General features: G+C 67.8%; 18 protein-coding genes. 6 read left to right on the forward strand and 12 right to left on the reverse strand.

Annotation, left to right across the window (positions count from 1 at the left end; genetic code table 11):
• Nucleotides 1-906, reverse strand: coding sequence for a LysR family transcriptional regulator (locus TFU_RS08570; RefSeq protein ID WP_011292166.1), 906 nt, complete (start codon nt 904-906; stop codon nt 1-3).
• 84 nt (nt 907-990) lie between these two features.
• Between TFU_RS08570 and TFU_RS08575 the strand changes: the two genes are divergently transcribed.
• Nucleotides 991-1,923, forward strand: a complete 933-nt coding sequence (locus TFU_RS08575; RefSeq protein ID WP_011292167.1) for a threonine/serine dehydratase — start codon at nt 991-993, stop codon at nt 1,921-1,923.
• A 19-nt stretch (nt 1,924-1,942) separates the two neighbouring features.
• Here TFU_RS08575 and TFU_RS08580 read toward each other — a convergent pair whose 3' ends face one another.
• The 6 genes from TFU_RS08580 to TFU_RS08600 all read right to left on the reverse strand — a co-directional run bounded on the left by TFU_RS08580 (nt 1,943) and on the right by TFU_RS08600 (nt 7,783).
• Nucleotides 1,943-2,788 carry a glycosyltransferase gene (locus TFU_RS08580; RefSeq protein WP_011292168.1) on the reverse strand — a complete coding sequence of 282 codons (846 nt, stop codon included), beginning with the start codon at nt 2,786-2,788 and terminating at the stop codon, nt 1,943-1,945.
• Nucleotides 2,789-3,070: 282 nt separating this feature from the next.
• A complete protein-coding gene (locus TFU_RS08585; RefSeq protein ID WP_016188804.1) occupies nt 3,071-3,436 on the reverse strand; it encodes a DUF952 domain-containing protein in 366 nt (121 codons plus the stop codon).
• A gap of 272 nt (nt 3,437-3,708) precedes the next feature.
• The gene (locus tag TFU_RS08590; RefSeq protein ID WP_011292170.1) at nt 3,709-5,241 is read right to left on the reverse strand and encodes an aminopeptidase P family protein; all 1,533 of its coding nucleotides are present in this window, start codon (nt 5,239-5,241) and stop codon (nt 3,709-3,711) included.
• Nucleotides 5,242-5,591: 350 nt separating this feature from the next.
• Nucleotides 5,592-5,741, reverse strand: a complete 150-nt coding sequence (locus TFU_RS15825) for a DUF397 domain-containing protein (protein WP_081430414.1) — start codon at nt 5,739-5,741, stop codon at nt 5,592-5,594.
• A gap of 426 nt (nt 5,742-6,167) precedes the next feature.
• Nucleotides 6,168-6,437: a DUF3099 domain-containing protein gene (locus TFU_RS08595; RefSeq protein WP_227480880.1), complete on the reverse strand. Its 270-nt coding sequence runs from the start codon at nt 6,435-6,437 to the stop codon at nt 6,168-6,170.
• Nucleotides 6,438-6,457: 20 nt separating this feature from the next.
• Nucleotides 6,458-7,783 carry a phosphoribosyltransferase gene (locus TFU_RS08600; RefSeq protein ID WP_011292172.1) on the reverse strand — a complete coding sequence of 442 codons (1,326 nt, stop codon included), beginning with the start codon at nt 7,781-7,783 and terminating at the stop codon, nt 6,458-6,460.
• Nucleotides 7,784-8,106: 323 nt separating this feature from the next.
• Here TFU_RS08600 and TFU_RS16185 point away from each other — a divergent pair, with 323 nt between their 5' ends.
• Nucleotides 8,107-9,471 (forward strand): cytochrome P450, encoded by a 1,365-nt coding sequence (locus TFU_RS16185; protein ID WP_011292173.1) that lies wholly within the window; start codon nt 8,107-8,109, stop codon nt 9,469-9,471.
• Nucleotides 9,441-10,559, forward strand: coding sequence for a cytochrome P450 family protein (locus TFU_RS08610; protein WP_016188808.1), 1,119 nt, complete (start codon nt 9,441-9,443; stop codon nt 10,557-10,559). Before TFU_RS16185 ends, TFU_RS08610 begins: the two co-directional genes overlap by 31 nt.
• A 90-nt stretch (nt 10,560-10,649) precedes the next feature.
• Here the strand turns inward: TFU_RS08610 and TFU_RS08615 are convergent, their stop codons facing one another.
• Entirely contained in the window at nt 10,650-10,973 is a 324-nt protein-coding gene (locus TFU_RS08615) for a helix-turn-helix transcriptional regulator (protein ID WP_011292175.1), read from the reverse strand.
• 570 nt (nt 10,974-11,543) lie between these two features.
• Here TFU_RS08615 and TFU_RS08620 point away from each other — a divergent pair.
• The 3 genes from TFU_RS08620 (at nt 11,544) to TFU_RS08630 (ending at nt 15,772) form a co-directional block, all read left to right on the forward strand.
• Nucleotides 11,544-12,923: a glucosylglycerate hydrolase gene (locus TFU_RS08620; protein WP_011292176.1), complete on the forward strand. Its 1,380-nt coding sequence runs from the start codon at nt 11,544-11,546 to the stop codon at nt 12,921-12,923.
• A gap of 269 nt (nt 12,924-13,192) precedes the next feature.
• Entirely contained in the window at nt 13,193-13,861 is a 669-nt protein-coding gene (locus tag TFU_RS08625) for a class I SAM-dependent DNA methyltransferase (RefSeq protein WP_011292177.1), read from the forward strand.
• Nucleotides 13,862-13,996: 135 nt separating this feature from the next.
• Nucleotides 13,997-15,772 (forward strand): ATP-binding SpoIIE family protein phosphatase, encoded by a 1,776-nt coding sequence (locus tag TFU_RS08630; protein ID WP_011292178.1) that lies wholly within the window; start codon nt 13,997-13,999, stop codon nt 15,770-15,772.
• Here TFU_RS08630 and TFU_RS08635 read toward each other — a convergent pair whose 3' ends face one another.
• From TFU_RS08635 to TFU_RS08650, 4 genes are all read right to left on the reverse strand, one after another.
• A complete protein-coding gene (locus TFU_RS08635) occupies nt 15,773-17,983 on the reverse strand; it encodes an SF1B family DNA helicase RecD2 (RefSeq protein WP_011292179.1) in 2,211 nt (736 codons plus the stop codon). It abuts the gene before it with no gap.
• Between the two features lie 276 nt (nt 17,984-18,259).
• Entirely contained in the window at nt 18,260-18,613 is a 354-nt protein-coding gene (locus tag TFU_RS08640) for a hypothetical protein (RefSeq protein WP_011292180.1), read from the reverse strand.
• Between the two features lie 33 nt (nt 18,614-18,646).
• Nucleotides 18,647-19,858, reverse strand: a complete 1,212-nt coding sequence (locus tag TFU_RS08645) for a zinc-dependent alcohol dehydrogenase (RefSeq protein ID WP_011292181.1) — start codon at nt 19,856-19,858, stop codon at nt 18,647-18,649.
• A gap of 405 nt (nt 19,859-20,263) precedes the next feature.
• Nucleotides 20,264-22,117 carry a serine/threonine protein kinase gene (locus TFU_RS08650; protein ID WP_227480882.1) on the reverse strand — a complete coding sequence of 618 codons (1,854 nt, stop codon included), beginning with the start codon at nt 22,115-22,117 and terminating at the stop codon, nt 20,264-20,266.
• Nucleotides 22,118-22,137 lie beyond the last annotated feature (20 nt).

Genomic DNA, 22,137 nt, shown 5'->3' on the forward strand with positions numbered 1-22,137 from the left:
TCAGGCGAGGGCGCGCCGGGCAGCGTCCCGGAGGGTAGCGGCCATCGCGGCGACGGGCTCGGGCAGGCGCGGCCGGTAGACGAGGAAGATGGTGCGGGCCAGGTCGGTCCCGGAGAGCTGGTGGGCGTGCCACTGGTGTTCGGGGTGGGTCCGGAGGATGGTGGCGGGGACGAGGCCGATACCCACGCCGGCACGGATCAGCGCGAGGGTGACCTCGTAGTCGCGGGTCTCGTAGGCGACGGTCACTTCCACGCCGGCTTCGGCAGCCGCGGTCTCCAAGGCGATTCGGTTGTGGATGCCGGGTGCACCGCAGATCCACTCTTCATCGGCGAGGTCGGCCAGGGTGATCCGGGGCTTGTCGATGGCTGGGTGCCCGTCAGGCAGGACGAGCATCAGGGGGTCGGTTAGGAGGCGTTCCCGGCGGAGGCCGGTGGCGGACGGCAGCTCGGTCCCGGGATAGCAGTGGGTGATGAGCAGGTCGAGGTCGCCGGAGGTGACGAGCCCGTAGCCGTCAGGGGGTTCCACGTCGCTGAGGGCGAGCCGCACGTGGGGGTGGGCGCGGCGGAATTCCGCGAGGGCGCTCGGCAGGAGGGTGGTGCCTGCGCTGGCGAAGGCGCCCAGGCTGAGGGTGGACGGGTGCTGGCCGAGGGTGGCGCGCACGGCCCGTTCCGCTTCGCGGAGTTCCCCGAGGACGCGTTCCCCGTGGTCGAGCAGGACCCGCCCGGCCTCGGTGAGCCGCACCCCGTTGCGGCCGCGTTCGAGGAGTGCGCAGCCAAGTTCCCGTTCGAGTTTGGCGAGCTGTTGGGAGAGCGCGGGCGGGGTGAAGGACAGGCGTTCCGCGGCCGCGGTAATGGACCCCGCGCGTGCCACTTCCACGAGGACTCGCAGTCGGTTCGCGTCGAGCACCACACCCCCATGCGGCAAGAGATTCTTAATCTTCTTTAGAAAGAGTAACTTTAACTTAATTCCTCTGGTGGGCAGAGTGGAACCATGACGTCACGCATCACTGTGTCCCGTCAGGTCCCCACGACCTTCGACGTGCACCTCGCTGTCCAACGCACCGCTCCCTATCTGCGTCGCACCCCGCTCCTGCGCACTCGTCTGCGGGGCCGCCCCCTGCTGCTGAAGCTGGAGCATTTGCAGCTCACCGGTGCGTTTAAACTACGCGGCGCCTTGAATGCGCTACTCACCGGGGACAGGGGTGAACGGGTGGTTACCGCCTCGGGTGGCAACCACGGCCTCGGAGTGGCCACCGCCGCGCACCTGCTCGGCGGTACGGCCACCGTGTACGTACCCGAGACCGTTCCCGCGGTCAAGGAGCGGCGGTTGCGGGACGCCGGTGCCGACGTGGTTCGGGCCGGCACCGAGTACGCGGCAGCGGAAGCCGCAGCCCGCGCCTACGCGGACACCGAAGGGCTCCGCTACATCCACGCCTACAACGACCCGGACGTGGTCGCAGGCCAAGGCACGCTCGGCCACGAGATCGTCGCCGACGCACCCGACTGCGATGCAGTCGCCGTGGCCGTAGGCGGCGGCGGTCTCGCCGCAGGCGTGAGCCTGGGCATCGGCGACGAACGGCTCACCGTCGCGGTAGAGCCGCGCGGCTGCGCCAGCCTGCACGCCGCATTCGCCGCCGGCGAGCCCGTGGACACCCCGGTCGATTCAGTAGCGGCCTCGGCCTTGGGCGCCTCCCGGGTGGGCGACATCCCGTTCGCGGTACTGCGCGACCGCAACGTGACCTCCACCCTCGTCTCGGACCCCGAGATCCTTGCCGCCCGCGACCTGCTGTGGGAGGAATTCCGGATCGCGGTGGAGCCCGCCGCGGCTACTCCCATGGCTGCCTGGCTGGCCGGGCACGTCCCCGGCGAACTGCCGTGCGTGGTGATCTGCGGCGCCAACGCCGACTGGCGTCCCCTGGACTGACCGGTGACGCGGCCACCGGTCAGGGGATAGGCCGCGACCCCGGTGCCGCCCCGCGGGAGAACAAACGGCGCAGCGACAGCCTCCCCTGCTCCGGGGCATAGGCGCGCAGCAGCAGCCCCACCAGCGGGAAGAGCACGACCAGCCCAGCCAACGTCAACATCCGCGCCCCCGCGGCCGCCCGGCGCTGCCCGTGCAGCGCGTAGGTGCGGTCCCAGGTGCGCAGATAGCGGTAGAGGTCGCGGAGCGGCCCCCCGATGCGGCGGGCGGAGACCGGGGCGCGCAGCCGGTCGCTGTAGCGCACCGTACGTCCCAACCGGTGCAGGTGGATCGCCAAGTCCAGGTCTTCGAAAATGTCCGGCCCGGGACAGGCGTGGTCGCGGAGCTCCCGCCAGCATTCCTTGGTCACCGCCATGTTGGACCCCCACAGCATGGGGTGGCCGGAGAGCACCCGGTTGACCCGGTGGCACAGCAGCCGCTGGGCGGCCAGCCCGGTGCGGCGCAGCGGCGCATCGTAGAACCAGGACGGTCCGGTCGCGGCCGCCACGTCCGGATCAGCGAACGCTTCCGCGAGCCGCTGCGACCAGTCCGGTTCCACCACGGTGTCGGCGTCGATCCGCCCCAGAATGTCTCCGGTGGCTTCGTCGAATCCGCGATTGCGCGCTGGGATCAGCCCTTGGACGGTTTCACGGATGACCCGGACCCCGTACTCGCGGTACTTCTCGGCGATCTCCGCGGTGCGGTCAGTGGAGTTGTTGTCGACGACGAGGATCTCGTCCACCGGCACGATCTGGTTCACTAACGCATTCAGACAGCGTTCGATCACCGCCTCCTCGTTGTAGGCGGGCACGACCACCGAGATCTTCATCGTCTCCCCACCGTCCAGGCCTGGGTCAGTTGACTAAGACCGGCCGGCGGGACGGGCCGCGTCACCCAACCGGCTCCGCGTCCCACCGGCCGCTGCACCGCACTGCGCGGATCATCCTGTTGCTTCGACTGCCGGAGTGACCGCACCCGATTCTCCATCGGACGCATCCGCACACTAGTGAAACCGCGGGTGATGTCTCCATTCACCGCTAGCCCCACAGCATTCCGGACAGGCCCGCACCGAGGAAAGCCCGGGACGCGGGCGCGCCGGGCGGCGCGGCGGTCAGCAGCGGGGGACGAGCGCCGTGTAGCGGCCGCTCTCGTCCCGTTCGAGGTCGAGCAGTGCCACCACCGCAGAGCGGTCGATCGGGCCGTAGACGTGCCGGAACACCACCCCGTCTTCGAATCCGGGCGGTGCGGGGACGACCCGCTCGTCACGGACTTCCACCCCTTCGGCGAGTCCAGCCTCGTCGATGACGAGGGCGATCACCGGGCTGGGCGGATTGCGGAAGAAGGCGTTGGCGACCCGCAGTGTCATCTCTTCGTCGGCCACGCCGTGGATGAATCCATCCCGCTGCAGTGACGCGGGAGCATACGGGCGATCAGGGTTGGCCCGCCATCTCTCAATCGGTGCCACGTGGTAGATCACTGAACATTTCTACCGCGATTTTCGCCTTCTTCGTCACGTTCTTCCGCGGATCACGCGTTCTCCGACTTGAAATCCCAGGACAAGTTGAGTGAGAAGTTTGTCTCCCTAGAGGCAGGGTCGGGCTTCTGCTAGAAAATTGTCTATTTTCTGTTTGTTTGCAGCGGAGATTCCCCACCGCTTCTCCGCGGATGTTCCCAAAAACGCACGGGGCGCCCCGGCAGGCCAAGCGTGCTGCCGGGGCGCCCCGTGCGGGTGGCGAACGTCAACCGCTCTTATGAGGAGCGGGGCAGGAGTTCCGCCATCCACGCTTCGACGTCCGCGGAAGTGCGCGGCAGGGCCGCGGACAGGTTGCGGTTACCCTCCGGGGTGACGAGGATGTCGTCTTCGATGCGCACCCCGATCCCGCGCAGTTCCTCGGGCACGGTCAGGTCGTCGGGCTGGAAGTACAGGCCCGGCTCCACGGTGAGCACCATGCCGGGCTGCAGGATGCCGTCCACATAGGCTTCGGTGCGCGCCACCGCGCAGTCGTGCACGTCCAAGCCGAGCATGTGCCCAGTGCCGTGCAGGGTGTAGCGGCGCTGCAGGCCGAGTTCCAGCACGCGTTCCACGGGCCCTTCCAGCAGCCCCCATTCGATGAGCCCTTCGGCGAGGACCCGCTGCGCGGTGTCGTGGTAGGCGCGGAACGGGCGGCCGGGACGCACTTCGGCGATACCCGCCTCTTGGGCGGCGTAGACCAGGTCGTAGACGCGGCGCTGCACGTCGGTGAACCGGCCGCTGACCGGAAGAGTCCGGGTGACGTCCGCGGTGTAGAGCGTGGTGGTCTCCACACCCGCGTCGAGCAGCAGCAGGTCACCGGGGCGCACCGGTCCGTCGTTGCGCACCCAGTGCAGCGTGGTGGCGTTCGGCCCGGACGCAGCGATCGTGCCGTAGCCGACATCGTTGCCTTCCACGCGGGCCCGCAGGAAGAAGGTGCCTTCAACGTAGCGTTCCGAGGTGGCCTGGGCCTGCGGCAGCGCCCGGACGACGTCTTCGAAGCCGCGGACCGTGGAGTCGACGGCCCGCTGGAGCTGGGCGATCTCCCAGTCGTCTTTGACGAGACGCGTGTCGTGCAGGAAGATCGCGAGCTCTTCGTCGCGCTTCTTGTCCTCTTCCGCGGTAGTGCCTTCCGAGGAGCGGCGCAGCGTGACCACCGCTTCCAGGGTCGAATCGTGGCCCCGCAGGATCCGGGTGGGTGCCTCAGGGGCTTCGCGCAGCACCTCAGGCAGGGTGCGCACGTCGCGGGTGGGCAGCCCGTAGAGGGTGGCTGCCTCAGCGAGGCTGTTGCGGCGGCCCACCCACAGCTCCCCGTAGGCGTCGAGCCAGAATTCGCCGTTCTCCCGGCTGGAGCGGGGCCGCAGGTAGAGCACGACGTCGTGACCGCCGTCCTCCCGCGGCTCGAACACCAGGCAGCCGTCCTCGGACTGGTCACCGGTCAGGTACACGTAGTCGCTGGCCGCCCGGAAGGGATAGTCGGTGTCATTGGACCGGGTCTTCAGGTTTCCGGCGGGGATCACTAGCCGTTCACCGGGGAACCGGGCGCTCACCGTGGCGCGCCGCTTCGCGGTGTAGGCGGCTTGTTCGATGGGCTCCAGGTCGCGCCGTTCGGTATCAGCCCAGCCGGTGCGCATCCAGGCGGCAAGCTCAGGGGAGACGTCTTTATAAGGACCGTTCTTGCGCCCCTTGAACTGCGGTTGCGCGTCCTTCTTCGCGCCGCGGTCCTGCTGGGTTCCGGGGTACTGCTGCTCGGTCACGGCTGCCCTCCTCATCGCGTGTCCCACCCGGTCCAACCCCGTGAAGGGTGGTTCTGTTTCCCATGCTAGGAGGAGGCAGTCGTGAAAGGCCTTTCCGGTCATCGGGACGCAACGGAACGGTGAAAGTTTCATCTCACCAGGCCGCCAGCGGGGTATGCCCCGAAGAGAGGCGCGGCAGCCTTAAGCCGTCGCGGGCCCTGGAACACGCCCCGCACGCTCGGGGATCGACCTCCCCTGTCCAGGTGAAGGCTGCCGAGCCTCCCCCATCTGCGGCCCGGGTGCGAACAATCTGACCGTCGAACGCGGCCGCGCCCCGCCCTGTCGGGTGTCCCGACTGCGGCTGCCCCAGCGGCGAGGAACGCCTGTCACTCGACAGCGGGGAACGCCAGATACCTCCGCTCGGGATGCTGAGCATCCCGCACCGCCGCACCAGGAGCAGGGAGAGGAGCTGCTTCGACGCAGCGGGGTTCCGGGCGGCTGCAGCTGCTCTTACGGAACACCGGTCCGTGATTCATTCGCTGCTTCTCAATCTTTCAGGATCATTGAGATGATTTCAGCGGCGTGCGCTGCATTCACTATCGCTCTCCGCAATATCCCCAAAAGCGGCGATCGACTGCTGCACGTCTTTGGGCCGTTCCAAGCAGAGCGTTTCCACGCACACGATGGTGGGGCCGAGAAGTCGGAAGAACCCCAGAGTAGTGAACGAGGCAGTCAGCGCGGTGTGGGCACCACAGCGAGAAAAATCTGCACATCAATGAGTGCATTTTGCCCTATGCGGTAGGTAACGCCGTTTCCATTCACCTCGCGGCCAACGAGGAGCAGACGCAGCAGGGCCGGCTCATCGAGGAAAGCCCGCGCCGGTGTCGAGGACGCGTGAGCGGCCCGGTCCGCTCACCGCAGTTGCGTAGCCCCTCCCCGCTCCCCGGCAGGGCATGCGGGGGTCAGCGCGAGGCGTTCGGGCCGTACCTCGCGTCGTGGTTCTTCGGGTCCCGCGGATCGGCGATGTTGCCGAGGATCACCGCAACCGGCGGGATTGCCGCGGCCACCACGCACATCACGATCCCCCAGTCCGCTCCGGCCAGGGCGCCCACCGGAGCGGCCAAGGCAAACAAGAGCAGGCAGACCGTCATCAGCACGACATAGCGTTGCTTACGGCGCGGCTGGGTCTGCCAGCGCCGCCGCAAGGCACCCCGGTGCTTGGGCTTGGGCACGGCTCGCAGCCCGTCCGCGGTCAGCCCTGCACCGGGCGCGGCGCCGACGCCAAGTGGGTGACGAACCAGTCGCGGGCCAGCTCCGCCACTGTCTCCAATGCGCCTGGCTCCTCGAACAGGTGGCCTGCCCCCGGGACGATGGTGAGCCGGTGTTCGCTGCGCAGCCGCACCTGGGCCTGCCGGTTCACGTCGAGGACGTGCACGTCGTTGCCGCCCACAATGAGCAGGGTGGCGGCACGTACCGACTCCAACGCCTCCCCAGCCAAATCCGGGCGGCCGCCGCGGGACACCACGGCCTGCACATCACTGTCCGGTGAGGCCGCCGCCACCAGTGCCGCCGCGGCCCCCGTACTCGCCCCGAAATAGCCGATCGGCAGGTGTGCGGTCTCCGGGCGCTCCCGGATCCACTCGGCTGCCACGGCGAGCCGCCCCGCCAACAGCTCGATGTCGAACACGTTCTCCCGGTCCTGAGCTTCGGCTTCGCTGAGCAGGTCGAACAGCAGCGTGCCCAAGCCGCCCCGCTGGAGTTCCGCGGCGACGTAGCGGTTGCGCGGCGAATGCCGTCCACTGCCGCTTCCGTGGGCGAACACCACCATGCCCACGGCCCGTTCCGGCACGGTCACATGCCCGGGAAGGCGGATCGGTCCGGCCTGGATCTCCACTTCTTCGTCCACCCTGCCCGGTGCGGGCGTCTGCTCCACCCGCGGACGGGCGGCCGCGCGCGCCAGCAGCTCGGTGACTTCCCTATCCGGTGTCTGGGTGAAGTCGGTGTACCACTGGCCGATCGCGGAGAAGATCTCCGGCACCAGGGGGCAGATCACCTCGTCGGCTTCCTCTTCCAAGCGCGCCACTGCGTCCGGCGCGCCCACCGGGATCGCCACCACGACGCGGCTCGCCCCCAGATGTCGAGCGACCTGGCAGGCGGCGCGCGCCGTGGAACCGGTGGCAACCCCGTCGTCGACGATCACGGCGGTTCGTCCCCGCAGCGGGATGCGCGGCCGGTCTCCGCGGAACTGGCGGATCCGGCGTTCCAGTTCCCGGCGTTCGCGTTCCTCTACCTCCGCGAAAGCTTGCTCGCTCACCCCGGCCATGGTCATGGCTCGCTGGTGAACGATGCGGGCCCCGTCCTCACCGATCGCACCCATGGCCCACTCGGGGTGGAACGGCACGCCGATCTTGCGGACCACGATCACATCCAGCGGGGCGGAGAGCGCGGTAGCGATCTCGAACGCTACGGGGACGCCGCCGCGCGGCAGGCCGAGCACGACGACGTCCTGGCCGGCGAGCCGCCGCGCCACCTCTCCGGCGAGCCGCCGTCCCGCATCTGTCCGGTTGATGTACGACATCTGGGTCCTCCCCGGCACAACTCCCGTGGGGCAGGCGCTACCCGCGAGGTCTCTTCTAATGCGGAAAGACCACCGTCCCTCCGGACATCACCTTGTTTCCACGGTTTTGCCCCTGTAAGGGGACTACTGCCCCGCTATCCCCATGAGGGGCATGACATTCGACCAGAAATCTGTTCATGATCTTGAATTGTGAACATGATCCTGTCTTTCATGTGCCTGTTGTCTCGACTCCAGGGCGGTGGTCAGTGACCCATCCGCTTTACCCTGTGGGCAACTCCGACACACCTCACGATCGCAACGCGGGTTCGTCCGAGGGCTGCCCGGTGTCGCTCGACGACCGCGAAGCGCTGCACCGTCTCGCGGTACCGGTCTACGGGGAACTCGATGCGGACCTGCCCGACGTACTGGAACGGCTGCGGAAGCAGTTCGGGCGGATCGCTCCTGTGGAGGTCGCGCCCGGAGTAGCCGCGTGGATCCTGCTGGGCTACGACGTCAACCGGCGGGTGCTGCAGGACTCTGCCGAGTTCGCCCGGGACCCGCGCCGGTGGCGGGAAGCCCGTGAAGGGCGCGCCACTCCGGAGAAGGTGCCGGGACCGTTCTGGTACTTCCGGAACGCGCTCGCCTCCGATGATCCCGACCACAGCCGCTACCGTCCGGTGATCGTGGACGCGCTCAGCGGGATCACCGCTGACGGCACACGGCTGGCGGTGCGGCGGATCGCCACTGAGCTGCTCGCTCCCGTGGCGCTCACCGGGAAAGCAGACCTGGTTGCCGACTTCGCGTTCCGGGTGCCGCTGCTGGTCCTCAACCGCTACTTCGGCCTGTCCGCAGAGGAAGGCCTCGAGCTGGTCGAGCTGATGCGGCAGGTGTGGGACGGCGGTGAGGAAGCGGAGAAAGCACGGCTGGGCCTCTTCGCCTACGCCCAGTCGGTGACCGCGCGCCGGCGCGAGAATCCGGGAAGCGACATCGTCTCCCGGATGGTCCGCCACCCCAACGCATTGGACGACGAAGAGATCGCGCACCAGCTCATCCTGCTTATTTCAGCGGCACACGACCCGCTGATGAACCTCATCGCCAACACCGCGCACACCCTCCTCACCGACGAGGAGGTCCGCTACGACCTGGCCGGCGCCCACCTGCGGGTCGAAGAGGTCGTGGACACGGTGCTGTGGCGGTCTCCGCCGATCACGCTGCTGCCGGGGCGCTACCCGGTGCGCGACACCCTGCTGGAAGGCGCGTACGTGCAGGAAGGCGACTGCTTGATCATCGGCTACGGTCCGGCACACGCCGACCCGGCGGTTGCCCCGTACATCGACCCGCTCAGCCCGTCCGGGATCCGCGGCCACCTGGCGTGGGGGACCGGGCCCCACGCGTGCCCGGCGCAGCGGATCTCCCGGCAGATCGCGGTCGACGCGGTGAGTGCGCTGCTGGACCTGTTGCCGGACGTGCGTCTCGCGGTTCCCCCCGAGTCGCTGGAGCGGCGCCGTTCCCTGTTCGCCCACGGACTCAAGGCGCTTCCTGTCACCTTCACCCCCGTCGACATCACCCCACCAACGGAGGCACCATGGCAGCAGTCCCAGAACCCATCGTCCTCGTCCCAGGAAAATCCCGCGAGCAAGCCCTCCAGCTCCGTGAAGCGGGGCCGCTTGCCCGAGTGGTGGTCGAAGGTCTGGAAGTTTGGGCGCTGACCCACGACCGGGAGCTGCGGGAAGCACTCATCGACCCCCGGTTCCGCCGCAACTGGCGTACCTGGCGTGCGCTCAACGAAGGCGAAGTGGCCACCGACCACCCGGTGGCGGCGATGGTGTACCTGGACAACATGCTCACCGTGGACGGTGAAGCCCACCGGAGGATGCGGAGCCCGGTGGCACAGGCGTTCACCCCGCGGCGGGTCGAACTGCTGCGTCCGCGGGTCACCGAGATCGTCAATGCCCTGCTGGACCAGCTTGCGGAGCGGGACGGTACTGTCGACTTCAAAACCGAGTTCGCCTATCCGCTGTCCATGCGCGTGTTCAGCGCGCTGTTCGGAATCCCCGAGCGCGACCACGGCCGCATGCAGCAGATGGTCAACACGGCGTTCTCCCCGTCCTCGCCGGAGGAAGTGCGTGCCATGCGGGAGGAGTTGGACGCCTTCCTCGACGAACTGATTGAGGACAAGCGCCGCTCCCCTGGCGAGGACCTCACCTCTGCCCTCGTCACAGCCACGGACGAGGAGCACAAGCTCAGCGACGCGGAGCTGCGCGACACCCTGTGGCTCCTGGTCACTGCCGGGTTTGAGACCACGTCCTCTGCGCTTGCCAATGCGGTGCAGACGCTGCTGACGCACCCCGATCAGTTGGCGCACCTGCGGTCCGGATCGATCGCGTGGGAGGATGCGATCGAAGAGGTGTTGCGCCAGTCCAGCAGCGTGGCGACGCTGCCGTTCCTGTTCGCAGCCGAGGACGTACAGATCGGCGACCGCACGATCCGCGCCGGGGAACCGGTGCTGCTCGCCTACTTGGCTGCCAACCTCGACGTTGAGCGGTACGGCGAGGATGCGGCCGAGTTCGACGCCACCCAGTCGCGGCCCCGGCACTTGGCGTTCGGCCACGGACCGCACACCTGCCTGGGCGCGGCCCTGGCCCGCCTGGAGATGGAGGTGGCGCTGACGACGCTGTTCACCGAGTTCCCGGAGGTCAGCCTCGCTGAGGGGGAGGCGCCCCGTCTGGAGTCGGTGTTCATCCACGCCCCTGCCGCGCTGCCGATCCGGCTGGGTCCCCGCCGGACTGCCGCATAGCAGCGGGATGTAACAAGTCACGTGCCGTCCACTGTGCGACTGCCGTCACGGCACTGGGCCGCGCGGTAGTCCCAGTGGACGGTCCGTACGTTATGGCGCGGGATCGCCGACCTGGTCCGGCTGCTTCTCCCACGGCCGGGGCAGCAGTCCGAGGAAGTGGCCGGGAATCCGCATACCGTCGCAGATCTGGAGGATCTTGTCGTAAGTGGTGACTGCTCCGTCACCCCGGGCCAGCCGTCCCACCCGCTCGGGTTTGATACCGCAGGAAGCGGCGATCTTGCTGTAGCTGATGCCCGCCCACTTCCGGGTGAGGTAGAAGAGCTTCCCAAAGTCCCTCTGGGCTAGCGCCTCCTGGACGTCGGGCCGTTGCAGAACGTGCTCGGGGAGTGCAGCCGGGGGAATGTAGTCGCTCATCGGTTGTCTCGCAGGCACCGCCAATCATCAGCCGCGTCGTCCACGGCGTTTACTCGCGGACGGTCTGGAATGCAAAAAATCCGACCTTTATTTCGCGATGATCATAGCGTCTGTCAGAAAGCTTCGTCTGGCAACCCTTTCTTATCCCAGATCCTGCTTCCTTTAGTCTGCCCGCCGCGCCAATGCGCATCGCGAGCCAGGTTAGGCGCTGGACCGGTGTCAAACCCGCGGGCGCGGGTCTGCGATCCTGGTTCTGCACCTCCGCGAGGCTGCGGTGCCGCCGCACCGATGGCTGGCAGCCCTCTCGGGTGTGTGAATCGGTGTGACCGGCTGGGCTGCCGGGGAGCTGCCCGCACAGCGGAACATCAAGGGCGGTGCCGCCGTTCGCGCTTAATGCACAGCGTTATCGCTGATCAGACACCCCCAAGGGGTGCCAATCCGAGGCTGTGCCTGTAAAGTTTTATTAACGTGCTCGCCGCCCGTCCCCCAAGTTCACACTAGGCGTCCGAGCACTTCCGCAGCACCACAATCCACCGCGCTCGACGTGCAGCTTGCTCCTTGGAGACTTCCATGACCACGGGCTCCATCGGCCTGTTTACTCCCCACCCACAGCGCCCCCGTTTGGGAAGTATCGCGCTTGCCTCTGGGGCGGCCTGGGTCCTGGCTGGCAACGACACCGGAACCATGGTGACGGCCTCGCCGCGTCTCTACCCGCACATGTGGAGCTGGGATTCGGCGTTCATCATGGTCGGCCTGGCCCAGTTGGATGTGGACCGCGCCTGCCGGGAAATGGAAACCCTGCTGAGCGGACAGTGGGAGGACGGCATGATCCCCCACATCGTGTTCAGCGACGAAGACGGCTACTTTCCCGGTCCCGACCGTTGGCAGACGGCGGTGGTGTGCGAGCACGCTCCCGCTCGCCCGCACACTTCCGGTATCTGCCAGCCTCCGGTCCACGCCATCGCGCTGCGCAAGATCGTCGATGCGGGACGGCGACGCTCCGGCGCGGACCGCCGCCGCGCCGAGGCGCTGCTGCGGTCCACCTGGCCCCGGCTGTTCGCGTGGCAGCGGTGGCTGGCCACCTACCGGGACCCGCTCGGCACCGGACTGATCGCGGTCACCCACGGCTGGGAGTCTGGGATGGACAACTCGCCCCGCTGGGACTCCCCCTACGCGGCGGTGCAGCCCGGGGACGACCTTCCCCCCTATGTGCGCCAGGACCTGGACAAGGTGTGCGAGGCGGACGAGCGTCCCACCGACGAAGAGTACGACCGCTACCTGTGGCTCATCGAAGAGATGCGCCGCGTCGGTTACCGGGCCGACGAGGTGGTGCGGATCGGCAGTTTCCTGGTGGGCGACGTGTTCTTGACCGCGCTGTTCGCGCTCTCCTGCGACGTCTTGGCCGACCTGGGGGAAGAATCCGGCCAGGACCCCGAGAAGATCGCCCAGTTGCGCCGGTGGGCTGCGCGTTCCCGGACGGCGGTGCTCGACACTCGCGACCCGGAGACCGGACTGGCCCGCGACTACGACATGCGCGCCCACAAGTGGATTGCTGCGCCCACCATCGCCGGATTCGCGCCGCTGCTGAGCGGCGGACTTGCACCGCAGGACCAGGCAGCGCTGCTCGCTATGCTGGAAGGCCCCGACTGGATGGGCCACCCGGACTTGGTCGCTGCAACCCCGCCCACGGTGTCCCCTTCCTCCCCCCAGTTCATGCCCAAACAGTACTGGCGAGGGCCGCAGTGGCCAGTGATTAGTTGGCTGTTCAGTTGGGCGATGCGCCGCAACGGCTTGCACGACACTGCGGCCCGCATCCGGGAAGAGACGCTGCGGCTCGTGTCGGACGGCACCTTCGCCGAGTACTACCACCCACTGACCGGTGCACCCCTGGGCAGCCGCAGCCAGTCATGGACTGCCGCGGTCGTGCTGGACTGGCTCTACGAAGACTAATCCGGCGGTTTCCGCTGCAGCATCGCCCCTTCTGCTCCCGCCCAAGGGTGCTCGGGTTTTTTCTTTCTCTTTCCCGTCATAACACGCCCGGTTTGGGATATATAGCGTTGAATGCAACGGTCAATCCGTTATTCGGGGCTGCTGCTACCCGTTTCTCCTTCGGGCGTGACTCCAAGATCACTAAGGGGTAAGATCACATCCCATTTCCGGGTAACTGTACTTTCTGTCCAGCCAGCAATTCCGGCGAGCATGCAAGGGGCGATAACGCTATGACTGGCGAAGCGCAGGACACCACCGGTACCGAGACGTGGCGAGACCGAGCAGCGAGCCTCGCCGCAGCGTTTGACAATATCGGCGACAACTACGACGAAGCCTTCCCCCATAAGGAAGGCCAGATTGAGTCCGTGCAACGGCTCTCCAGCCGGCTCCCCCAAGGAGCTCGTGTTCTTGACCTGGGCTGCGGTACCGGACTGCCCACCAGTCGCCAGCTCGTGGACGCGGGATTCCAGGTGGTCGGCACCGACATCTCCCCCACCATGATGGAACTGGCCCGCCGCAACGTGCCCGAGGCGGAATTCCGGGTCGCCGACATCATGGACCTCTCCGAAGAGCAGGCCTACGACGCCGTGGTCGCGTTCTTCTCCCTGCTCGTGCTGCCGCGTAAACGCATTCCGGAAGCTTTGAAAGCCATCCACCGGGCTTTGGTGCCCGGCGGCTGGCTCTGCCTGTCCATGGTCGAAGCAGACCTCGACGACGTGCCCATCCATTTCCTCGGCCAGCAGGTGCGGGTGAGCTGCTACCCCCGTGACGAGCTGCGCACCGTCGTGCAAGACGCAGGTTTCTCCATCGAAGACGAAACCGCCTTCTCTTACGCCCCGGCCAGCACCCAGGCCTATCCCGAAGTTCAGCTTTTCCTCATCTGCAACCGCGTCGGCTGAGACATTCCTCCTGGTCGCAAAGTCGGGGAAACGGGGCAGAATCCCTGGTGGTGGGGGTGCCGCTGTGTCGTTTCCCCGACACGCAATCCCCCACCGTCCCAGGCCTCGTTCATCGAACGCGGAGAACCCACACCCATGGATTCCAGATCCCGGAGGCACACCGCCTCCCCCACCACGTCCCGCACATTCGGAGTAGACGACCGCACCGCATCGTCTCCTGACGCTTCCCGACAATGCACCCTGCTCCGAGACCGCCTGGGGTTCCTCAACGACGCCACGATGGCGATCGGCGCCAGCCTCGACCCGGAGAAAACCGCGTGGGGCCTCGCGGACGCGCTGGTGCCGACCTTGGCGGACTTCGCCGTGGTGTACCTGGCTGACGCGCTGCGCCTGCCCCACGACCTGGACGCCAACCCGCCGGAACTGTTCTCCTCGTCGCGGCACCTGTGGCAGGCCGCGGTCACCCACGACAACCATCCGCGCTGGGAGGCCCTGACCGTTAAAGACGACACGTGGTCGCCTGAGCCCACCCACCCGGTATACCGGGCAATGGCCAGCGGAGACCCGGTCACCTTCAGCGTCGACGCGGACATTGCCGCTGTCCTCGACAGCAGCTCAAGGCACGACCTGGTGGGCTGCTCCCTGCTCGTCGTCCCGCTGAGCGTGCGCGGCCGGAAACTCGGGTCCGCCGTCGTCGCCCGGCACCCGGGCAGTCCCGGGTTCAGCGAGGTCGACATCCTCACCGTGCGCCAACTCGCCGCGCAGACCAGCCTCGGAGTCGACAACGGCTACCTGTACCGGGCCCGGTCCCGGGTCGGCGACTGGTTGCAGCGCAGCATGCTGCCGCAACTTCCGGAACGCCTGTCCAGCGTGGACATCGCCTACCGGTATGTCAGCAGCAGCCACACCGCCCAGGTCGGCGGCGACTGGTTCGATGCGATCCCGCTGCCTGGCAACCGGGTGGCGCTCGTCGTCGGCGACGTCATGGGCCACGGCGTACGGTCCGCTGCGGTCATGGGCCAGTTCCGGACCGCTATGCAGACTTTGGCAGCCATGGATCTGCCGCCCGACCACGTCCTGCGCCACCTCGACGACCTTGCCCACCAGCTCGGTGACAGCTACCTTGCCACCTGCCTGTACGCGGTCTACGACCCGGTCATCCACCGCTGCACTATCGCAAGCGCCGGGCATGTGCCACCGGTCCTGCTGCGCCAGGACGGCACCACGGAGATCCTGCGGACACCCACGGGAGCACCGATCGGCCTGGGCGGGGTCGCGTTCGAATCCTTCGAGTTCACGGTGGCCGACGGGGACGTGCTCGTGCTGTGCACCGACGGGCTGGTCGAAACCCGCACCCGCGACGTGGAATCCGGGTTGGAGGTGCTCCGCTCCCACCTCACCGACCCGCAGCGGCCCGTGGAAGAACAGTGCCGCACCCTCCTGCAGGCGTTGAGCACACCCGATCAGGAAGACGACGTGGCGCTGCTGGTGGCCCGCCTGCGCGGGATTCCCAGCGGCGATTTCGCACAGTGGATGCTGCAGCCGCGGCCCACCACTCCCGGGCTTGCCCGCCGCCTGCTACGCACCACCCTCGCCGAGTGGGGGTTGGAAGAAATGACGGACCTCGTGGAATTGCTCGCCACCGAAGTCATCACCAACGCGGTCCGCTACGCGTCCCGGCCGATCGACCTGCGACTGCTGCGCACCGACATCCTGCTGTGCGAGGTCACCGACGACGACCAGCACCGCCCCGTGCTGCGCCAGGCGTCCGCCACCGACGAGAACGGGCGGGGCCTGCAACTGGTCAGCCACCTGTCCCGGCGGTGGGGTGCCAGCGCGAAAACCACCGGGAAAGTCGTCTGGTTCGAACTGGACCTGCCTGAAGGCGCCCGGCGGGGCACCGCAGACTGATCACCGCTGCAGCCGGTAGTCCAATGCGGTATGGCGGCGCCCCGAGGACGCGTTCCGGATCGCCTGGGCGATAGCACGCCGCGACCCGACCAAAACCACGAGTTTCTTCGCGCGTGTCACCGCGGTGTACAGCAGGTTGCGTTGCAGCATCATCCACGCACTTGTCGTCACTGGCACCACCACGCACGGGTATTCACTGCCCTGGGAGCGGTGCACGGTCAACGCATAAGCGTGGGTGAGCTCGTCAAGCTCCGTGAACTCGTAGCCGACCTCTTCGTTTTCGTCGGTGAGGACGGTCAGCGTCTGGTCGTCCAGGTCGATCGCGGTCACCGTGCCGAGGGTGCCGTTGAACACGCCGTTGGCGCCCTTGTCGTAATTGTTGCGGATCTGCACGACCTTGTCGCCGACCCGGAAGACCCGGCTGCCAACCCGCCGTTCCGCCACGCCTGGACGGGCCGGGGTGAGTGCTTCTTGGAGCAGCATGTTCAAGTTCCCGGCCCCGGCGGGGCCCCGGTGCATCGGGGTGAGTACTTGGATGTCGCGGCGCGGGTCCAGCCCGAACCGGCGGGGGATACGGCGGGCGACCACGTCCACGGTCAGTTCCGCGGCCGCTTCGGTGTCCTCGCAGGGGAAGAGGTAGAAGTCCGTCATGCCCTCCAACAGGAGGGGCTTGCCGGTGTTGATGCGGTGCGCGTTGGTGACCACCCCGGACTGGGCGGCCTGTCGGAACACGTGGGTGAGGCGGACACTGGGCACCGGTGAACCGTCGGCGAGCAGGTCGCGGAGCACTTGGCCTGCACCGACTGAGGGAAGCTGGTCGACGTCGCCGACAAGGAGCAGGTGGGCGCCGGGCGGCACCGCTTTGACCAGCTTGTTGGCGAGCAGCAGGTCAAGCATGGACGCTTCGTCGACGACGAGCAGGTCGCAGTCAAGCGGGTTGTCGCGGTCGTACGCGGCCTCGCCGCCGGGTTTGAGCTCCAGCAGCCGGTGCACGGTCGACGCGTCATACCCGGTCAGTTCAGTGAGCCGTTTTGCGGCGCGTCCCGTAGGCGCGGCCAGCATGATCTTGGCGCGTTTGGCTGCGGCCAGTTTGATGATGGAGGCCACGGTAAAGGACTTGCCGCACCCCGGCCCGCCGGTGAGTACGGCGACCTTGTTGGTCAGCGCGAGTTTGACGGCTTTTTCCTGGGCGGGGGCCAGCTCGGCGCCGGTCTGGCTCCGCAGCCACGCCAAGGCCCGGTCCCAGTCCACGGTGGCGAAAGACGCCAGCCGGTCGTGTTCGGTGTGCAGCAGCGCGCGCACCTGGTTGGCGAGGGCGGTCTCCGCACGGTAGAAGGGGAGCAGGTAGATAGCGGTCACTGATTCGCCGTCCCGGTCAGGGACTTTTTCGCGGACCACTCTCTCCTCAGCGACCAGCTCCGCCAGACAGTCGATGACGAGCGCCGAATCCACCTGGAGGATTTTCACGGCCTCGTTGATCAAAGTGTCCTCAGGCAGATAGCAGTGCCCGTCGTTGGTGAACTCGGAAAGGGTGAACTGGATTCCGGCTTTGACCCGCTGCGGACTGTCGTGGGGAATACCGACGGCTTGGGCGATTGAGTCCGCGGTTTTGAACCCGATCCCCCACACATCCGCGGCGAGCGAGTAAGGCTCCTCCCGCACCACGCGAATAGCGTCGTCGCCGTACTGCTTGTAAATACGCACGGCCAGGGAGGTGGACACTTTCACGGTTTGCAGGAAGACCATCACCTCTTTGATGGCTTTCTGCTCCTCCCAGGCCTCGGTGATGATTTTCGTGCGTTTCGGGCCGAGTTTCGGCACTTCCAGGAGCCGCTCCGGGGAGTTTTCGATAACGTCGAGCGCTGCCGCCCCGAAATGGTTGACGATGTGTTCTGCCAAGCGGGGGCCTATCCCTTTGACGAGCCCGGACCCCAGATAGCGGCGGATCCCCTGGACGGTGGCGGGCAGGACCGTGGTGTAGTTCTCCACCTGGAACTGCCGCCCGTACTGGGGGTGGGAGGTCCACCGGCCTTCCATGCGCAGCGATTCGCCGGGATGGGCGCCGAGCAGGGCGCCGACGACGGTGACCAGGTCACTGCCGCGTCCCGTGTCGACGCGGGCCACGGTGTAGCCGGTCTCCTCGTTGACGTATGTGATGCGTTCCAGCACTCCTTCCAGCACCGCCGGGCGGAAGGGTTCACCGGACGCCATCGAGGTACCTCCCAAGTGGTCTGAGGGGACAGCGGGGTTACCGCTGACGGTACCTGACGGCGCCGACCGGCGGCGGGGAAGTTCCGCGTCGCTTCTGGACACCCCCGGTGCCGCGGTTGCCTCGCGGCATGCTGCGGCCCGCGGCCGCCAAGCCCCACTCGCGTCGCGGAACGCTTCGAGCTGGTAGGCCCGCCCTGCTGGCAGGGCGCTCCGGTGCGGGGTGGCCGTCGTGCCGCGGGCCGGTTGGGCATGCCCGGGCCCGGCACAGCCGGGCAGTCAGACCGGGCGGTCCCCTTTGGGGCGGCCCGGCTGAGCAGGGTCCCCGTGTGGTGGCGGACTACTGGGCGGGCTCTGCCCTGCTTCACTGACCGGAGACCCGCCCCGTGGTGCTGGCGGAGCCTCCGGGGTGAACGTCTGGTCCCCGGTTGAGGGCTGCGCCCCTTCTTCCAGGCTTTTGAGCCGCTGCTGCATCACTTCCAGGACCGGAACCCGCCGGGCGTGCGCCTCCTCGTAGGCGATGAGGTCCCGCAACTGTTCCTGCGACAGTGCGCGGATGCGGTGCTGCAACGTCCCCAAAGGCAGGTGCTCGTAGTCCGGGATCACCAGATCGTCACGGCGGAGTTGTGGCATGGGATCTCCTCGTCGTCGGTGTGGCCCGGCAGGTCACACAGTGGTGAGCGCCACCTTGGTCCAGCCCGGTTTGTGCTGGCCGAAAGCTTCATAGGCGCGCAGCACGTCCCCGGTGATCGGTTCTTCCTGGGTGAGCACCGACGTGATGTCGAGCTGCTGGGAGGTGATCATGTCCAGCAGTTTCGGGATGTACTTGCGGTGGTGGCAGCTTCCCGCGTTCAGCGTCAAGTTCTTGTTCATGGCCAAGCCGATCGGGAAGATGCGGGCGTTCAACGGGTAGTTTCCGATGATCGCCAGCGTGCCGGCTTTAGCGACCGCTTCCACGGCCCACTGCAGCACTTGGGCCCGCTCGTCGCTGAGGATTTGTGCGGTCTCCCCGGGGCGGGCGCTCGGCACTGTGGCGGCGTGCTCCTTCTCCAAGCGGTGCACGTCGTCTTCCGCGGCCACCGCGGGGCCGCTCTCCGGACGCTGCGCGTCTACTCCGACCGCGTCAATGACCCGGTCCGGGCCGATTCCGCCGGTCAGTTCCACCAGGGCGGCCACGGGGTCTTCCACGTTGTAGTTGATCACTTCGGCGTGCAGGCCGCGTGCCTGTTCGAGGCGGCTCTCCACCCCGTCGACGGCCAGGACCCGGCCTGCGCCTTGCTGCCAAGCGCTGAGGATGGTGAAAAGTCCCACGGGGCCGCAGCCGAACACCGCCACCGTATCGCCGGGGGTGACTTCGGCGAGCCGGGCACCGAACCATCCGGTGGGGAACATGTCGGCCAGCAGAATGCCTTCCTCGTCACTGACCCGCTCCGGCAAACCGATCAAGCCCACGTTGGCGTAGGGCACGCGGACGCGTTCCGCCTGGGTGCCGTGGAAGGCGCCGTTGGCTTCCGGTCCGCCGAGGAACGCGGTCCCGGACCGACGCCCGGCAGGGTTGGCGTTGTCGCATTGGGAGAAGTAGCCGGCACGGCAGTAGCTGCACGCGCCGCAGCCGATCGTCGGGGAAATCACGACGCGGTCCCCGGGGCGGAAGTTACGCACCCCGGGGCCGACTTCGGTAACAACCCCCACCCCTTCATGGCCCATGATGGTGCCCGGCCGCATGCCCGGGATAGTGCCGCGCAGCAGGTGCAGGTCGGTGCCGCAGATTGCGCTGGTGGTGAGCTGAACGATCGCGTCCTGGGGATCTTGAATGGTCGGTTCGTCGACGTCCTCGACCCGGATGTCCCCTACTCCGTGCCATACCACGGCTCTCATGTCGTCTCCTCCTCGCATCAGTGCGGACCCCCGCGACGGCACAGCCCAGCGGCCGTGTGCGGTGTGCCGCCGCTGTCTCGCAGCTCCCCGGACGCGTGTGACATCTATCCAGGGGCACCGCTCTCAACCCCCGATTTGCGAGAAACCAGGGGCGACGCTGCGGCAGCCGGGGCATCCCCGGCAGCAGGCGGGAGGAAGAACACCCGCGGGATAGGCAGGCCGTTGACCTGCGAGGGCCGTGGACGCGATCGGGTTGCGCTAGGCAGCTGGGCTGTGAGGAGGACACTCGCGAGCCGGGATCCGCTACGGCGTCCGAGAAACGCGAGGTGAGAGCGGTCATCCTTTGCCGGATGCGCTCTGGCCGCCCCGGAGTGTGGAAGACCGTCTACCGATGCGCGGCCCCGTCTAGCCGAAGAACCCGAAGTACCACAGTGCGCAGTTCGTGCCCACAGCGGCGGCCAGGGCGAGCATCACCCCGGTCACCGACCCGGAGCGCAGGCAGCGGACCAGGTACTCCAGCGACACCACGTTGTTGAGCAGGAAGTACCCCAGGTAGAGCGCTTGGAAGAAACCGTCGATGGTGAGCAGTCCAGGGTAGTACCAGCCGTCACCGGTGTACAGCTCGGTGGTGGCGAACCACTCCCAGGCGATTGATGCGCCCCAGCCGAGGGGAATCTGGATGATCGGGATGATCAGCAGGGGGAGCAGTTTCACGAAGCTCCACAGGCTCGGCTGCTCGGCGTAGCGGGCGCGTTCGGCGCGCCGCCGGGCTCGGGCGAGCTCCTCCTCGTAGCGGCGCCGCTCTTCGTAGCGCTGCCGTTCTATTTCTTGGGCGCGGCGGCGCTGCTCTTCATAGCGTTGCCGTTCCCGTTCCTCGGCGCGGCGGCGCAACTCCTCCTGTTCCCGGCGTCGCCGTTCTGCTGCGGGCGAGTCCCGGTACAGGTCGGCGTAGGCGGCGTCGCGGGACGGCGGGGTGGGCGGGGTCGCAGGCGGCATTGCCGCGGTCGGCGGGGTCTGCCCGCCGGTGTTCTGCCCGTACACCGCGGTCGGCGGAGTCTGTCCCCCGGTGTTCTGCCCGTACACCGCGGTCGGCGGGGTCTGCCCGCCCGTGTTCTGTCCGTACACCGCGGTCGGCGGAGTCTGTCCCCCGGTGTTCTGCCCGTACACCGCCGTAGGCGGAGTCCCGCCTCCCGGCCCGGTTCCCGTGTTGAGCACCGACGTCGGCTGGTGGGGGTCGGCCCCCGGGGGAGTAGCGATCGCCCGCGTCGCCTGGTGATCCCCCAGCACTTCGGTAGCGGCATACCCCCCGCTCTGCGTCCCCAGCACGGCGGTCGCATCCCCCTCAGTGGCGGGTGCCCCGCTGAGCGCCGCGTTCATCCGGGCAACCTGGTCCTGGATGCCGCGCATGAAGACCGGAGGCAGCCACGACGAACCGACCGGCACGTCGCCGAGCGCGTCCAGCACGTCCCCCGGGCTGGGGCGATTCCGCTCGTCCTTGGCCAGACAGGCTGCAACCAGGCCGCGCAGGCTCTCCGGCACCCCCGACAGGTCCGGTTCGTGCTGCAAAACCCGCATCACCATGGTGGGCATCGCGCCCTCACCGAACGGGCCCACGCCGCTAGCCGCGTACACCAGTACCGCGCCGTAGGCGAACATGTCGCTCTTCGGGGTGAGCGGAGCGCCCTGGACCTGCTCGGGCGACATGAACCCGGGGGTTCCGATGATCGACTGGGTGGCAGCAGTGCCTTCAGTGGCCCGAGCGATACCGAAGTCGATCACCCGCGGCCCGTCCTCCGCCAACAGCACGTTGCCGGGTTTCAGGTCGCGGTGGATCAGTCCGACACGGTGGATCTCGGTGAGCGCTTCGGCCAAGCCGGCCGCCAGCACGCGCAAGCTCGGCTCCGGCAGCGGGCCGTGCTCCCGCACTGCCCGGTCCAACGGCAGCGACGGGACATAGGCGGTGACCAGCCAGGGCACCTCACCGTCAGGATCGGCGTCGATCACCGGGGCGGTGAACGCTCCGCTGACCCGGCGCGCAGCCGTGACCTCGCGAGCGAACCGCTCCCGGAACGACTGGTCGGCGGCCATATGCGGGTGGATCCGTTTCACAGCCACCGGTCGCCCTGCCGCAGAGCGACCGAAGTACACCTGACCCATACCCCCGGCACCCAGTCGCCCGATCAGCCTGTAGCGGCCGATCCGTTCCGGGTCGCCGTTCTCCAAGGGGCCCACATTGACCTCCGCTGTGCACCATGCCATCCCGACTTCTGCGATAGTAA

The sequence above is a fragment of the Thermobifida fusca YX genome (assembly GCF_000012405.1).
Classification (GTDB): Bacteria; Actinomycetota; Actinomycetes; order Streptosporangiales; family Streptosporangiaceae; genus Thermobifida; species Thermobifida fusca.